The following is a 13,320-nucleotide window of genomic DNA, read 5'->3' as shown; positions in this document are numbered from 1 at the left end:
CTGGCGGGTCGGCATGGTCGGCGGTCGGCTCACTAGTGGAACCACCCGCCGATGGCGCTCACCGCGTCACCGAGGCCGTCGATCACCTCGGGGACGTCGATCGTCACCGACCCACCGATCTTGCCACCCACGCCCCAGGCGATGCCGCCCGAGCCACCGATGGTGATCTTGCCGTCGTCGTAGCCGAGGTCGAGATCGCCGGCGATGCCGGCGCCGGCCCAGACCTCCCCCGTCACCTGACCGCCGACGCCGGAGAAGTCGGCCGCGGCGGTGGCTTCTGCCTTCGCCCCCGCGAACAGCTCGCCCCCCGCGTGCACCCCCTCGGTGCCGACGACGACGTGGCCACTGCCGTCGGCGCCGACCATCGCGTTGCCGGCCAGCGAGCCCTCGAGGTAGCCCCACTCGCCCTTGACCTCGCCGTCGACGCCCACCACCACCAGGCTGCCGTCGGCGTTGATCCGCAGGCCCTCCTTGTCGAGGGTCGCCTCGGCGGACCCGTCGGCGCCGAGGAAGGTGAAGCTGCCGTCGGCGTTCATCTTGACCGGGCCCCAGTAGTCCTCCCAGCTGCCGTCGGCCTTGTAGCCCCAGGCGGAGCCCTCGACCTTGCCGAGGGTGATGTGGAAGTCGTCCTCGTGCTCGTCGGAGTACTTGCCGTCGGAGCCCTCGGCGGGGTTCTTGCCGAAGGTGTCGCTCCAGAACTTCCAGCTGAACTCCGGGCCGCTCGCCGACCCCTCGGCCCCCCACCAGCCGCTGGAGCCCTCGGTCTTGCTGCCGGGCAGCCCGCCCAGCGTGCGGACCGCATCGGCGCCGGCGGAGTCGAGTGTCTCGCGTGCGTCGCGCAGGATCTCCTGGGCCTCCTGGCGCAGCGGCGCCGGTGTCGACGAATGGCCCGGGGTCGCCCGGGCGGATCACCGGCGTCGTGGACGGCGCGTAGCACATCTGCTGGTCCTGCTCGTAGGCCTGCACCGCCCGCTGCCACTGGTCGTGGGCGCGCGTGGTCTCGGCCTCACCCTCGTCCCACTTCGCGATCGCGTCGGCGGCCCGCTGCTGGGCGGTCCGCAACGCGCCGGCGTACGTCGTGAGCGCGCCGTTGGCGGTGGTGAGCAGGTCGGCGTAGACCACCCACTTCTTCAGCTCGGAGTCCATCGAGGTCTCGTAGGAATCGGCGGCATAGCCGGTCCAGCCGTCGATGCGCAGGTCCTTCAGCGTCTGGTGGCGATCCTCGATCACGGTCGCCTCCTTGCTCATCACCTCGGCCGCGGCGTCGATGGACGCCGGCTTGCCGTGGATGAGCTCGCTGGCGACCTTCGTCTGGCCGAGCTCCTTCGCCGCGGGCAGGGTCACGGGGTGCCTCCGGTGGTGGGCGTCGGGGTGGTCGAGGGCGCCGGCGGGCCGTAGACGGGCGGGGTCGGCGTGCTGCCCGGGCAGGCAGCAGCGACGGGAAGGTGTACTGCTGGGCCTGCTGCTCGTCGGTCCGCTCGAAGTCGGCCGCGGTCGCCTCCAGCGTCTCGGCCAGCGTGACCGCACCGTCGCGGAGTGCCTGACCGGCGTTGTCGCACTGCTCGACCACGGCCTCCAGCCACGCCGCCAGCTCGATGTGGCCCATCGTGTCGGCGTCGAGCTTGGTCACGCCGAGCTCGTAGTCGGCCATCGGATCGGTCGTGGTGCGCAGCGTGTCCGCCGCGGCGCGCAGGTTCTCGATGACGACCTCGAAGCTCATGGCCAGCGTTCTACCCACCTGCGCGGCATCTCAACCACGTGAGTACCGGTGGGGTGCTGGCGTGGTTGCTTCATCAGCCCCCGCCCGCGGCCGACGCCCGCATCAGCTCCCAGAGGGCCGCCACGTCGGCGCGCTCGGTGGGCTCGGCGCCGATGGAGACCCGCACCATCCAGCGGCCGTCGAGGACCGAGGGGGTGACGAAGGCGCGGCCGGAGGCGTTGACCCGCTCCACCCAGGCCAGCGTGTGCCGGTCGAGGGCTTCGCCGTCGAGGGGTGCGCCGTCGTCGCCGATGGGCTCGTGACGCACGCACACGGTCTGCAGCGTGACCGGCGCGAGCACCCGCCAGTCGGGGGCGGCCTCGACCTCGGCGGCCAGCCACTGGGCGTTGGCCAGGTCGCGGCGCAGCCGGGCCCGGATCGCCTCCACGCCGTCGAGCCGCAGGTGGAACCACAGCTTGAGCGCCCGGAACCGGCGGCCGAGCGGGATGCCGAGATCCTTGTACTGCACGACGTCGTCGTCGACGCTCGAGCGGAGGTACGACGGGTTGGTCGACATCACCCGCACCAGGTGCTCGACGTCGCGGACATAGAGCAGCGAGCAGTCGAGGATGGTGCCAAGCCACTTGTGCGGGTTCCAGCCGAGGGAGTCGGCGCCCTCGACGCCGTCGACCATCCACCGGCACTCGGGCAGCAGCAGCGCCGAGCCCGCCATCGCGGCGTCGACGTGCACCCAGGCGCCGTGCTGCTGGGCGACGGAGACGATCTCGCGCACCGGGTCGACGGCGGTGGTGCCGGTGGTGCCGACGGCGGCGACCACGGCGGCCGGGCGCCGGCCGGCGGCGACGTCCTCGGCCATCGCGGCGGCGAGCGCGTCGGGGCGCATCGCGTAGGTCCCGTCGACGTCGATGTAGCGCAGGTTGTCGCCGCCGAAGCCGGCCAGCAGCACCGCCTTGGGCACCGAGGAGTGGGCGTGGGCCGTGGTGTAGACGACCAGCGGCTGCGCCTCCGCCTGCAGGCCGCCGCGCGCCTCGGCGTACGACGTGGCGCGCTCGCGGGCCGCCAGCATCGCGACCAGGCAGGCCGTCGACGCGGTGTCGTGGATGGCGCCGATCCACGCGTCGGAGAGGCCGGTGAGCTCGCGCAGCCACTCGGTGACGACCTGCTCGACCTCGGTCAGCGCCGGCGCGGACTGCCAGGTGATGCCGAGCGCGCCGATCCCCGAGGAGGCCAGATCGCCGAGCACCGACGCGAGGGAGGCGTTGGACGGGAACCAGCCGAAGAAGCCGGGGTGCTGCACCTGCGTGACTCCGGGTACGACGACCCGGTCGAGGTCGGCGAGCACCTCGCTCCAGGGCTCGGGCGACTCCGGCGCGTGCGGCGCGATGCCGGCCGCCACCTGGCCCGGCGCCACCTGCGCCAGCACCGGCCGGTCGGCGACGCTCGCGCGGTAGTCGGCGATCCAGTCGACCAGCTCGTGCGCCGCCTGCCGGAACTCCTCGGGGGTCATGCGGTCACCCTAGGGGGCGGGGGTTTGCGCCTCCGAGGAGCGAGATCGCTGATTTCGCCCCGAAATCAGCGAATTCGCTCCTCGGAGGAGCACATCACACCGCCACCCGGCGCACCGCCGCCACGGTGCCCGCGAGGTCCTCGACGGTGGTGCGCGGGTTGATCGTGCAGAGCCGGAGCACGGGGCGGCCGGCGACGACGGTGCTGCTGAGGGCGGCGTACCCGTCGGCGGTGACCCGCGCCGCCAGCGCCCGGTGGCCGCCGTCGTCGAGCCCCGACACGGCGAAGGTCAGCACGCCGAGGCTCGCCGGCGTCACCACCTCCAACCCGGCCTCACGCACCAACCCCTCCGCCGCCTCGGCCAGCGAGACCCCCCGGGACACCGCGGCGGCCAGCGCGTCCAGGCCATAGGTCCGCAGCGTCAGCCACAGCTTCGCGGCCCGGCTGTGCCGGGTGAGCTCCAGCCCCCGGTTGTGCAGGTCGACCTCGCGCGCCCCCGCCCCCGCGTCCGCGTCCGCCCCCGCCCCCGACGGGCCGCCCTTCTGCGCGTCGGCGAGGTACTCCGGGTGCATCGCGAAGGTGCGGTGCAGCGCCCCCGGCCGGGCCACCCACAGGCAGGCCAGGTCGTAGGGCTGAAAGAGCCACTTGTGCGGGTCGAGCACGAACGAGTCGGCGAGCTCGAGCCCCCGCAGCCCGCCCCGGTCGGCGGTCAGCGCCGCCGGGCCGCCGTACGCGCCGTCGACGTGCAGCCACAGCCCGTGCTCCCGCGCCACCGAGGCCAGGCCGACCACGTCGTCGACCGCGCCGGTGTTGGTGGTGCCGACGGTCGCGACGACGCACGCAGGGCGACGGCCGGCCGCGACATCCTCCGCGACGGCAGCGGCCAGCACCGACGGCGCGAGCCGGCACGACGCGTCGGTCGGCAGCACGCGTACGTCGGCCGCCGGCCACCCCGTCACCACCGCGCCGCGGCGGATCGAGGAGTGCGTCTGGTCGGAGAGATAGAGCACCCCGGGCGGCGACTCGGCGCGCGCCACCAGCAGCGCCGTCGTGTTGGCCAGCGAGCCGCCGGTGAGCAGGATCCCCTCGGCCGAGGGCGCCAGGCCGAGCGCGTCGCGCAGCCAGTCGAGCACCACCAGCTCCAGGGTGGCGGTGCCCGAGCCGCCGCCCCACGACGAGGCGATCGCCTGCATGCCGACGGCCAGCCACTCCCCCAGGATCGCGACCGGCGACGACGGGCCGGGCACCCGGGCGAAGTAGCGCGGGTGGTCGCCGTGCTGCTGGGCCTCCAGGGCCACGTCGGCGAGCAGCCGCAGCCCTCCTCCGGGTCGGCCGGTCCGCGCGGCGGCGGGCCGCCCAGCAGCGCCGACAGGTCGGCGTACGACCGCTCGGTGATCCGCCGGCCGCTCGCGCAGGGTGGCCAGGTGCTCGACGGTCCGGTCGACCACCCAGTGGCCGAGCCGGCGCAGCTCCTCGGGGTCGAGGTCGAGCAGGTCGGGCGGCACGTCCAGCCCCGGTCGTACGTCGGTCATGGCCGGACTCCCTCCAACGGATCAGACGAGGTGGTGCTCGTGGACGACGGCGCCGCGGGCGAACCGGTCGGCCGACAGCGACGAGACGTCGACGGGTGGCTCGCGGCGCAGGTAGAGGTCGCGCACCACCTCGCCGACCGCCGGCCCCTGCAGGAACCCGTGGCCGGAGAAGCCGGTGGCGTAGAGGAACCGGGACGCCTCCGGCGCCTCCCCGATCAGCGCGTTGTGGTCGGGGGTGACCTCGTAGTAGCCGGCCCACCGGTGCGCGAGGCCGACGTCGAGCAGCGCGGGCGCCCGCCGCTCCATCGCGGTCATCAGGTCGGGCAGCCAGGCGTCGCTGACGCCGGGGTGGAAGCCGGGCGTCTCGGCGGCATAGGACATCCCGACGAGCAGGCCCGGCCCCTCGCGGTGCAGGTAGAACGTCGTGGCCGCGTCGATCGTCATCGGGCTGGTCGCCGGGAACCGCTCGACCAGCGACGCCGGCAGCGGTTCGGTCACCAGGATCTGCCGGCGCAGCGGCTCGACGGGCAGCGAGACTCCCGCCCACTCCCCGAGCGCGGCCGACCAGGGGCCGGCCGCGCAGACCACCGTGCCGGTGCGGACCACGCCCTGCGTCGTGACGACCGCACCGATCTCGCCGTCGGCCACCTCGACCCCGGTCACCTCGACGCCGGTCACCACGGTGGCGCCGTGAGCGCGGGCGGCGCGGGCATAGCCGTGCACGACGTTCTCGGGGCTGCAGTAGCCGTCGCGCGGGTGGAAGGTCGCGCCCACGACGTCGTCGACCACGACGCCCGGGTGCAGCGCGGCCGCCTCACCGGCGGTCAGCGCCCGCGTCGGCACGCCCAGCGACCGCTGCAGCTCGACCGCCACCTGCGCGGCCTCCCAGGAGGCGGCGTCGGTGTGCAGGAACAGGTAGCCGACCTGGTGCAGGTCGATCTCGCCGCCCGGCCGGTCGGCGTACCCCTCGAAGGCCGTCAGGCTCCGTGCGCCCAGCCGGATGTTGACCGCGTCGGTGAACTGCGCCCGCACCCCGCCGGCCGAGCGGGAGGTGGAGCCGCTCGCGAGGGTGTCGCGCTCGACCAACAGCACGTCGGGTACGCCGGCCTCGGCGAGGTGGAACGCGATCGACGCGCCCATCACGCCGCCCCCGACGACCACCACCTCGGCCTGGGCGGGCAAGCTCATCGAGGCGTCCGGCTCATCCGAAGTTCACGCCCTGGGCGAGCGGCAGCTCGTCGGAGTAGTTCACGGTGTTGGTGGCGCGCCGCATGTAGCCCCGCCAGGCGTCGGAGCCGGACTCCCGGCCGCCGCCGGTGTTCTTCTCCCCGCCGAAGGCGCCGCCGATCTCGGCGCCGGAGGTGCCGATGTTGACGTTGACGATGCCGCAGTCGGAGCCGGCCGCCGACATGAACGTCTCGGCCTCGCGCTGGTCGAGGGTGAAGATCGACGAGGACAGCCCCTGGGGCACGTCGTTGTGCAGCATCAGCGCCTCGTCGAGGTAGTCGTAGGTCAGCACGTAGAGCAGCGGCGCGAAGGTCTCCTGGCGGACGATCTCGGCCTGCGCCGGCATCCGCATCACCGCCGGTCGGACGTAGAAGGACTCGGGCCCGGCCACCTCCACCCGGTCGCCGCCCGCGACGAGCTCGCCGCCCGCCTCCTGGGCCTCGGCGATCGCGGCCTGCATCCGCTCGAAGGCGGCCTCGTTGACCAGCGGACCGACCAGCGTGGCGGCGTCGAACGGGTCGCCCACCGGCAGGCCGGCGTAGGCCGCGGCGATCCGCTCGACGAGCTCGTCGGCGACGCTGCGGTGCGCGATCACCCGGCGCATCGAGGTGCAGCGCTGGCCGGCGGTGCCGGCGGCGGCGAAGACGATGCCGCGCAGGGCCAGGTCGAGATCGGCCGACGGCGCCACCACGGCGGCGTTGTTGCCGCCCAGCTCCAGGATGCTGCGTCCGAAGCGCGCCGCCACCCGCGGCGCGACCTCGGCGCCCATCCGCTCCGAGCCGGTCGCCGACACCACGGCCACCCGGCGGTCGTCGAGCAGGGCACCCGCCGCCTCGCGGTCGACCAGCAGCAGCTGGTGCAGCCCGGCCGGGGCGCCGGTCTCCTTGATGGCGCGCCCGAGCAGCGCCGTACGCCAGCGAGGTGAGCGGCGTCAGCTCCGAGGAGCTTCCAGATCACGCTGTCGCCGCAGACCAGCGCGAGCGCGGTGTTCCACGACCAGACGGCCGCCGGGAAGTTGAACGCCGAGATCACCGCGACGACGCCGGCCGGGTGCCAGGTCTCCATCAGCCGGTGGCCCGGCCGCTCGCTGGGCATCGTCCGGCCCTCGAGCTGGCGGGACAGGCCGACGGCGAACTCGCAGATGTCGACCATCTCCTGGACCTCGCCCCACGCCTCGGAGCGGATCTTGCCGACCTCGATGGTCACCAGGTCGGCGAGGTGCTCGTGGTGCTCCTCCAAGAGCCGGCCGAACCGCTTGACCAGCGCCCCGCGCTGCGGCGCGGGGGTGGTCCGCCAGGAGAGGTACGCCGTGTGGGCGGCCTCGATCGCGGCGTCGACGTCGGCGGGCTTGCCGGCTCCGACGTCGAAGAGCGGCAGCCCGTCGATCGGCGAGCGCGCCGACCAGCCGTCACCGTCGGGGACCCGCGCCCCACAGGCGGTCAGCGCGGCGCGGGCACGGGAGAGGAGGGTGTCGTGGAGAGCCATGGCGTCAGTCTCGACGCTGGGGCCCCCGGCTCACCACCCGGGTGGGGTTTTCTCCTCCGAGGAGCGAACGTGCAGTTTTCGGCGCGGAAAACAGCGTTTCTGCTCCTCGGAGGCGCAGAACCCGCGCTCAGGCGGCGGCGCGCTCCTCGGCCACGGGAGCCTCGGCAGCGGCCTTGGCCTGGCGCGCCTTGCGGGCCTGCTGGACCATCCGGGCCTGGGCGGCGCGGCGGACCCGGGGGCCGCCCTTGACCATGCCGTAGAGCAGCTTCATCTGCGACGGGATGTTCTTGACCGTGGTGGTCTCCAGCCAGCCGTTGGGCAGCGAGAGCCGGAAGACCTTGTGCCACGCGGAGTAGACCTGCGGCACCAGCGGGCGGGCGCAGTAGGTGAGGCCGTACTTCTCGAAGAGCGCCTGGACCTGCGGCGCCACCTCGGCGTAGCGGTTGGACGGCAGGTCGGGGAACAGGTGGTGCTCGATCTGGTGCGACAGGTTGCCGGTCATGATGTGCATCAGCTTGGAGCCGGAGATGTTGGCCGAGCCGAGCATCTGGCGGACGTACCACTCGGCCTTGGTCTCGCCCTCGATCGAGCGCCTCTCGAAGGTCTCGACGCCCTCGGGGAAGTGGCCGCACATGATCACCGAGTGGGACCAGACGTTGCGGATGACGTTGGCGACGGCGTTGGCGGCCAGGGTGGTGAAGAACGACCCGGTCGGCAGCGACAGCAGCGGGTGGACGACGTAGTCCTTGGTGGCCTGGCGGCGGATCTTCTTGAGCACGTTGGACGCGTTGCGCTTGAACACCGGGTCCTTGGTGCGGCCGGACTTGATCGCGCCGCGCAGCTCGAGGTCGTAGGCCGCGATGCCGTACTCGAAGAACATCATGTTGACGAAGTTGTAGAACGGCTGACCCAGGCTGGCCGGCGACCACGGCTGGTCCTCGTCGACGCGCATGATGCCGTAGCCGAGGTCGTTGTCCTTGCCGATGACGTTGGTGTAGGTGTGGTGCAGCTCGTTGTGGCTGTGCTTCCACTGCTCGGCCGGCGTGGCGTTGTCCCACTCCCAGGTGGTGGAGTGGATCTTCGGGTCGCGCATCCAGTCCCACTGGCCGTGCAGGACGTTGTGGCCGATCTCCATGTTCTCGAGGATCTTGGCGATGCCGAGGCCGGCGGTGCCCACGATCCAGGCGGGCGGGAAGATCGAGAACAGCAGCACCGCGCGGGAGCCCAGCTCGAGGTAGCGCTGGGTGGCGATGACCTTGCGGATGTAGGCCGCGTCGTCGGCACCGCGGGTGTCGAGCACGGACTGCCGGATGGCGTCCAGCTCCCGGCCGAGCTCTTCGATGTCCTCCTTGGTGAGGTGGGCGATCGGGTTGTCGGCCTTCTTCTGGATCACGGTCATGGGGGGCTCCTCGCTGGCGGCGGGGTGGTCAGGTCTGTGGTGGGACGCGTCGGGGTCGGGCTAGTGGTCGAACTCGCACGGCCCGGCGGCCGCGTTGATGCAGGTCTGGACGGTGACGTCGTCGCCGGGAGCGGCGGTGGTGATCTCGCCGTTGCGGAGGTCGCGGACCGCGCCCTCGGTCAGCGGCAGGACGCAGCCGAAGCAGACGCCCATCCGGCAGCCGCTCGGCATCAGGACGCCGGCAGCCTCGGCGGCGTCGAGGATCGGGGTGGCGCCGTCGGCCTCCACGGTGGTGCCGGCCTGCGCGAAGGTGACGCTGCCACCCTCGCCGACGGCGACCCGGGAGACCCGGAACTGCTCGGTCTGGAGGGTCAGGCCGGCGGCGTCGTGGTGGGCCTCGAGCGCCTCGAGGAGCCCGCCCGGCCCGCAGGCGTACGTCGTCCGCTCGGCCAGGTCGGGCACCAGCTCGGCCAGCGCGTCGACGTCGAGCACGCCGTGCACGTCGTCGTACCTCGCGACCAGGCGGATCGCCCCGGCGGCGTCGAGCGCCCGCAGGTCGCGCAGGAAGATCGAGTCGGGCTCGCTGGGCGCGACGTGGAGGACGACGATGTCGAAGGCCGCGGAGCGGGCCGGCCGCAGCACGCCCTGGTCCGTGGAGGGGAAGAGGTTGCGGAGCATCCCGATCACGGGGGTGATGCCGGAGCCCGCGGTCACCATCAGGAACGAGCCGCACTCGGGGGGCAGCACGAACTCGCCGGCCGCCTGCTCGAGGTGGACCAGCGTGCCCGGCTTGGCCTCGCGCACGAGGTAGCCGCTGACCACCCCGTCGGGCACGGCCTTGACCGTGATCGAGAGGAAGCCGTCGCGGCGGGGCCCGTGGGTCAGGGAGTAGGCCCGCCACTGACGCACGCCGTCGACGTCGACGCCGACGCGGACGTACTGTCCCGGCAGGTGACCGGCCCAGTCGCTGCCCGGCTTGATGACCAGGGTCGCCGCATCGGCCGTCTCGGGGATCACCTCGACGATGCGGCCGCGGAGGGCGGCGCCGGGTCGGAGCGGGGCGAAGAGGTCGAGGTAGTCGGCGGGCAGCAGGGGGGTGGTGGCTGCCTCGGCGAGCCTGACCGCGCGGCGGCTCCAGGCGCGCTCGGGTCGCGACGGGGGGGCGGTCGCGGCGGGGGCGCTCATGGTCTCTATGGTCCCTGGCTGAAGGGGGTGAAGACATGACCGCTCCATGTGAATCTGACCCCCTTGATTTGTTCGCAGCGAACAAAGAAGATGGGAACTGTGGCGATTTCCGACACCGCACCGTCCCTCACGCTCGACGCCGCCGCGATCGCCGACCTGCAGACCCGGCTCCCCGACGTCGCGACGCACACCATCGCGGCGATCATGGAGGAGGTGCCCGCCTACGCCGGCCCGTTCGGCGGCCCGATGGGCAAGACCATCGCCCAGGCGGTGCAGGTGGCCCTCGCCGGCTTCCTCAAGCTCGCCTCCAGCGGCCGGATGGGGCGTGGCGGCACGCCGCTCACGCCCGCGCTCGAGGGCGCCTATGCGCTCGGCCGCGGCGAGGCCCGGCAGGGGCGCAGCGCCGACGCGCTGCTCGCGGCCTACCGGGTCGGCGCCCGGGTCTCGTGGCGCGAGCTGTCGGCCGCGCTGGTGGCCCACCGGGTGCCGGCGGCCACCGTCGCCGCGTTCGCCGAGCTGGTCTTCGCCTACATCGACGAGCTGTCCGCGGCCAGCGTCGCCGGCCACGCCGACCAGGTCGAGTCGACCGGACGCCGGCGCGAGCGGTCCCGGGAGCTGCTGGCGCTGGCGCTGCTGCGCGGCGACGGCCCCGAGGCGCTCGCCGTGGCGGCGGAGGCTGCGGAGTGGTCGCCCCCGCGCAGCCTGACCGTCGTGCTGCTGCCCGAGGCCCAGGTGCGCTCCGCGCTGGCCGTGGCCACGCCCTCCGCCCTGGTCGTGGGCGAGGCGCCCGACCTGGTCGACTCCGGGACGGCGGTGCTGCTGGTGCCGGACGCGGCGGGCGGCCGGCGTACCAAGCTGGTGCGCGAGCTCGCGGGTCGGCACGCCGTCGTCGGTCCGGCCACGCCGTGGCTGGAGGTGCACCGGTCCTATCGCCGAGCGCTGCGGGCGGTGTCCCTCGGCGGCGGCGCCGAGGCCGTCGACACCGACCGTCACCTCGCCGTCCTGGTGCTCACCGCCGACCCGGAGGCGCTCGCCGACCTGCGCGAGCGGGCGCTCGCGCCGCTGGCCGACCTCAAGCCCGCGGCCCGGGAGAAGCTCGAGGCCACGCTGCGCTCCTGGCTGCTGCACCACGGCCGGCGGGAGGAGGTCGCCGCGGAGCTGTTCGTGCACCCGCAGACGGTGCGCTACCGGATGGGCCAGCTGCGCGAGCTCTACGGCGACCGGCTCGACGACCCGGCGACGGTGCTCGACCTCACCGTGGCGCTCGGCGCGACGAGCGGCTGAGGCCGAGCGACTCAGAACGCCGCGTGCACCAGCTCACCGGCCACCCAGGTCGCGGCCACCCGCATGGCTCGCAACGCGGCGGCCTGGTCCACCGAGTCGCCGGGCGCCAGCGGGTCGGCGTCGAGCAGCGCCAGGTCGGCCGGCTCGCCGGCGCGCACCGTCCCGCGGCCGTCGACGGAGGCGGCCAGCGCCTCACGCACCTCGATCGACTCCTGGGGCTGCCAGGCGGCGCGGTCGTCGACGCTGCGGTGGACCGCGACTGCGATCGCCAGCCACGGGTCGAGGCGGGCGACCGGGGCGTCGGAGCCCAGCGCGAGCTCGATCCCCGCGTCGAGCATGGAGCGGAACATGTAGGCCCGGTCGGCCCGGTCACCCCAGCAGCGGTCGGTCACGTCGCGGTCGTCGACGAGGTGGGCGGGCTGCACGCTGGCGCGCAGCCCGAGCCGGGCGAGCACGGGCAGGTCCTCGCGACGCGCCAGCTGCGCGTGCTCGATCGAGCCCTGCGCGCCGGTCTCGGCATAGGCGGCCAGCACCTCGGCGACGGCGCGGTCGCCGATGGCGTGGGTGGCCACCTCGAGGCCCTGCTCGGCGGCTCGGGTCATCAGCGAGCGAAGGTCGGCGAGGTCGTAGTTGGGCGCTCCGAGGACCGGTGCGTCGAGGTAGGTGTCGCAGCACCACGCGGTCCTGGTGTTGAGCGACCCGTCGGAGATGATCTTGGGCGGACCCATCGTCATCCGCGCCGGCGCGCCCGGGATGGGGTCGCCGGTGCGCAGGCCGGCGTACTGCTCCAGCGTCTCGGGGTACGTCGACGCGCGCAGCCGCAGCGGACCGGGGAGCCGGGCCGCCCAGTCCTCCGGCGTCATCCCGAACTCCAGGTCGACCAGGCCGACCACGCCGCGGGCCGCCGCCGCCCGCTGCGCGCGGACCAGGCCGTCCGGCTCGGGGGCGGCCACGGCGGAGAGCCGCTGATAGGCGTCGAACCACTCGTTCTCGGCGACCATGCCGTCGCGCCGCGGGAGCCCGAGGGCGTCGAGGGCGGCGGTGCTGAGCCAGGCGTGATGACCGTCGCCGGAGATCAGCACGACCGGCCGGGGACCGGCGACCGCATCCAGCACGGCCACGGTCGGCTGCGGCTCCCACGGGACCGAGCGATGCCCCCAGCCGACCACCCACCGAGGCGCGCCCCCGCGCAGCGCGGCCGCGACGGTGGCGAGCGCGTCGCTGACCGAGGACGCCTCGCCGAGGTCGAGCCGCTCGGCGGTGGCGGCCCACTGGGCCAGATGGACGTGCTGGTCCCAGAGCCCCGGGATCAGCCAGCGCCCGTCGGCGTCGAACTCCGGGACGCCGGCCGGCCGGTCCAGGTCGTGGTCGACCTCGATGATCCGCTCGTCCTGGACGCGCACGTCGACCGGGTCGGGGCCGTGACGGGTCCCGGGGTCGATCTCCACCACCCGCGCGCGGCGCAGCAGGAAGCTCGACATGGGCACACGGTAGTCCCCGGCATCGGCGCGACTATCCTGCCCTGGTGACCTGGCGGGGACTCGGGGCGATGCTCCTGCTCATCGTCGTCGGCGCGGGAGCCGGCTTCGGTCTGGGGACCCTGCTCGACCGGCCTCCCGCCGCGGCCGGGACGCCCAAGCCGATGGTGGCCAGCGGGCCGGCGTACCCCTACACCCCGCCGATCGAGGTGCTCGACGACCCGGAGGAGCCGGGCCCGCTGCGGGCGCCATTCGACACCCACAAGGACACCCTGGGCGGGGGGCCGTTCGCGGTCACCTTCCCGGTGCCGGTCGGCTGGGTGCGCACCAACACCAACCCGGGCGAGGCGCGCTGGACGCTCCCCGGCAACCCACCCGACACCTACTCGGTGCGGGTGGAGCTGGTGGGCAGCCAGACCCGGACCCCCGAGCAGCAGATCTCACTGCGGATCAGCGACCTGCAGTCCGCGACCGGCATCAGCGACTTCCGGGTGGTCGACCAGA

At 73.8% G+C, this 13,320-nt stretch carries 11 protein-coding genes and 2 pseudogenes; 3 read left to right on the top strand and 10 right to left on the bottom strand.

All coding sequences use genetic code 11. The annotated features are described in order from the left end of the window. Window positions 1–32: 32 nt before the first annotated feature. Both R2740_RS17825 and R2740_RS17820 read right to left on the bottom strand, forming a co-directional pair. Window positions 33–536: a hypothetical protein gene (locus R2740_RS17825; RefSeq protein WP_371304040.1), complete on the bottom strand. Its 504-nt coding sequence runs from the start codon at window positions 534–536 to the stop codon at window positions 33–35. A gap of 379 nt (window positions 537–915) precedes the next feature. Next, a pseudogene (locus R2740_RS17820) lies at window positions 916–1,344 on the bottom strand (putative T7SS-secreted protein); the annotation flags it as partial. Here R2740_RS17820 and R2740_RS17815 point away from each other — a divergent pair. Further along, window positions 1,241–1,762, top strand: coding sequence for a hypothetical protein (locus tag R2740_RS17815; RefSeq protein ID WP_371304039.1), 522 nt, complete (start codon window positions 1,241–1,243; stop codon window positions 1,760–1,762). The pseudogene R2740_RS17820 and the gene R2740_RS17815 overlap by 104 nt on opposite strands. A 31-nt stretch (window positions 1,763–1,793) precedes the next feature. Here R2740_RS17815 and R2740_RS17810 read toward each other — a convergent pair whose 3' ends face one another. The 7 genes and pseudogenes from R2740_RS17810 to R2740_RS17780 all read right to left on the bottom strand — a co-directional run bounded on the left by R2740_RS17810 (window position 1,794) and on the right by R2740_RS17780 (window position 10,054). Then, window positions 1,794–3,227, bottom strand: a complete 1,434-nt coding sequence (locus R2740_RS17810; protein ID WP_371304038.1) for an aspartate aminotransferase family protein — start codon at window positions 3,225–3,227, stop codon at window positions 1,794–1,796. A gap of 94 nt (window positions 3,228–3,321) precedes the next feature. Beyond that, window positions 3,322–4,758: an aspartate aminotransferase family protein gene (locus tag R2740_RS17805; RefSeq protein WP_371304037.1), complete on the bottom strand. Its 1,437-nt coding sequence runs from the start codon at window positions 4,756–4,758 to the stop codon at window positions 3,322–3,324. A 21-nt stretch (window positions 4,759–4,779) separates the two neighbouring features. After that, on the bottom strand, window positions 4,780–5,946 hold the full coding sequence (locus R2740_RS17800; RefSeq protein WP_371304036.1) for an NAD(P)/FAD-dependent oxidoreductase: 1,167 nt from the start codon (window positions 5,944–5,946) through the stop codon (window positions 4,780–4,782). A 13-nt stretch (window positions 5,947–5,959) separates the two neighbouring features. After that, window positions 5,960–6,832, bottom strand: coding sequence for an aldehyde dehydrogenase family protein (locus R2740_RS17795; RefSeq protein ID WP_371304071.1), 873 nt, complete (start codon window positions 6,830–6,832; stop codon window positions 5,960–5,962). Between the two features lie 158 nt (window positions 6,833–6,990). Continuing rightward, window positions 6,991–7,470: pseudogene (locus tag R2740_RS17790) on the bottom strand (aldehyde dehydrogenase family protein); the annotation flags it as partial. Between the two features lie 127 nt (window positions 7,471–7,597). Continuing rightward, the gene (locus R2740_RS17785) at window positions 7,598–8,869 is read right to left on the bottom strand and encodes a fatty acid desaturase (protein WP_371304035.1); all 1,272 of its coding nucleotides are present in this window, start codon (window positions 8,867–8,869) and stop codon (window positions 7,598–7,600) included. A 60-nt stretch (window positions 8,870–8,929) separates the two neighbouring features. After that, window positions 8,930–10,054 (bottom strand): flavin reductase family protein, encoded by a 1,125-nt coding sequence (locus R2740_RS17780; RefSeq protein ID WP_371304034.1) that lies wholly within the window; start codon window positions 10,052–10,054, stop codon window positions 8,930–8,932. A gap of 90 nt (window positions 10,055–10,144) precedes the next feature. On the opposite strand from R2740_RS17780, the gene R2740_RS17775 reads away from it, so the two are divergent. Beyond that, window positions 10,145–11,338, top strand: a complete 1,194-nt coding sequence (locus R2740_RS17775; protein ID WP_371304033.1) for a PucR family transcriptional regulator — start codon at window positions 10,145–10,147, stop codon at window positions 11,336–11,338. Between the two features lie 11 nt (window positions 11,339–11,349). Here the strand turns inward: R2740_RS17775 and R2740_RS17770 are convergent, their stop codons facing one another. Next, window positions 11,350–12,819, bottom strand: coding sequence for an amidohydrolase (locus R2740_RS17770; protein ID WP_371304032.1), 1,470 nt, complete (start codon window positions 12,817–12,819; stop codon window positions 11,350–11,352). A 44-nt stretch (window positions 12,820–12,863) separates the two neighbouring features. Between R2740_RS17770 and R2740_RS17765 the strand changes: the two genes are divergently transcribed. Beyond that, window positions 12,864–13,320 (top strand): hypothetical protein (locus tag R2740_RS17765; RefSeq protein ID WP_371304031.1); only part of this gene is annotated, 457 nt, incomplete at its 3' end.

This window comes from Nocardioides sp. (genome assembly GCF_041393715.1).
Lineage (GTDB): Bacteria > Actinomycetota > Actinomycetes > Propionibacteriales > Nocardioidaceae > Nocardioides.
The sequence above is the reverse complement of the archived record's forward strand: the minus strand, read 5'-3'. Positions and strand labels throughout refer to the sequence as shown.

Bases quoted from the DNA above. Each gene is read 5' to 3' on its own strand.
- R2740_RS17825 (WP_371304040.1), bottom strand. From the start codon at position 536: ATGAACGCCGACGGCAGCTTCACCTTCCTCGGCGCCGACGGGTCCGCC.
- R2740_RS17810 (WP_371304038.1), bottom strand. From the start codon at position 3,227: ATGACCCCCGAGGAGTTCCGGCAGGCGGCGCACGAGCTGGTCGACTGG.
- R2740_RS17805 (WP_371304037.1), bottom strand. From the start codon at position 4,758: ATGACCGACGTACGACCGGGGCTGGACGTGCCGCCCGACCTGCTCGAC.
- R2740_RS17800 (WP_371304036.1), bottom strand. From the start codon at position 5,946: ATGAGCTTGCCCGCCCAGGCCGAGGTGGTGGTCGTCGGGGGCGGCGTG.
- R2740_RS17785 (WP_371304035.1), bottom strand. From the start codon at position 8,869: ATGACCGTGATCCAGAAGAAGGCCGACAACCCGATCGCCCACCTCACC.
- R2740_RS17780 (WP_371304034.1), bottom strand. From the start codon at position 10,054: ATGAGCGCCCCCGCCGCGACCGCCCCCCCGTCGCGACCCGAGCGCGCC.
- R2740_RS17775 (WP_371304033.1), top strand. From the start codon at position 10,145: ATGGGAACTGTGGCGATTTCCGACACCGCACCGTCCCTCACGCTCGAC.
- R2740_RS17770 (WP_371304032.1), bottom strand. From the start codon at position 12,819: ATGTCGAGCTTCCTGCTGCGCCGCGCGCGGGTGGTGGAGATCGACCCC.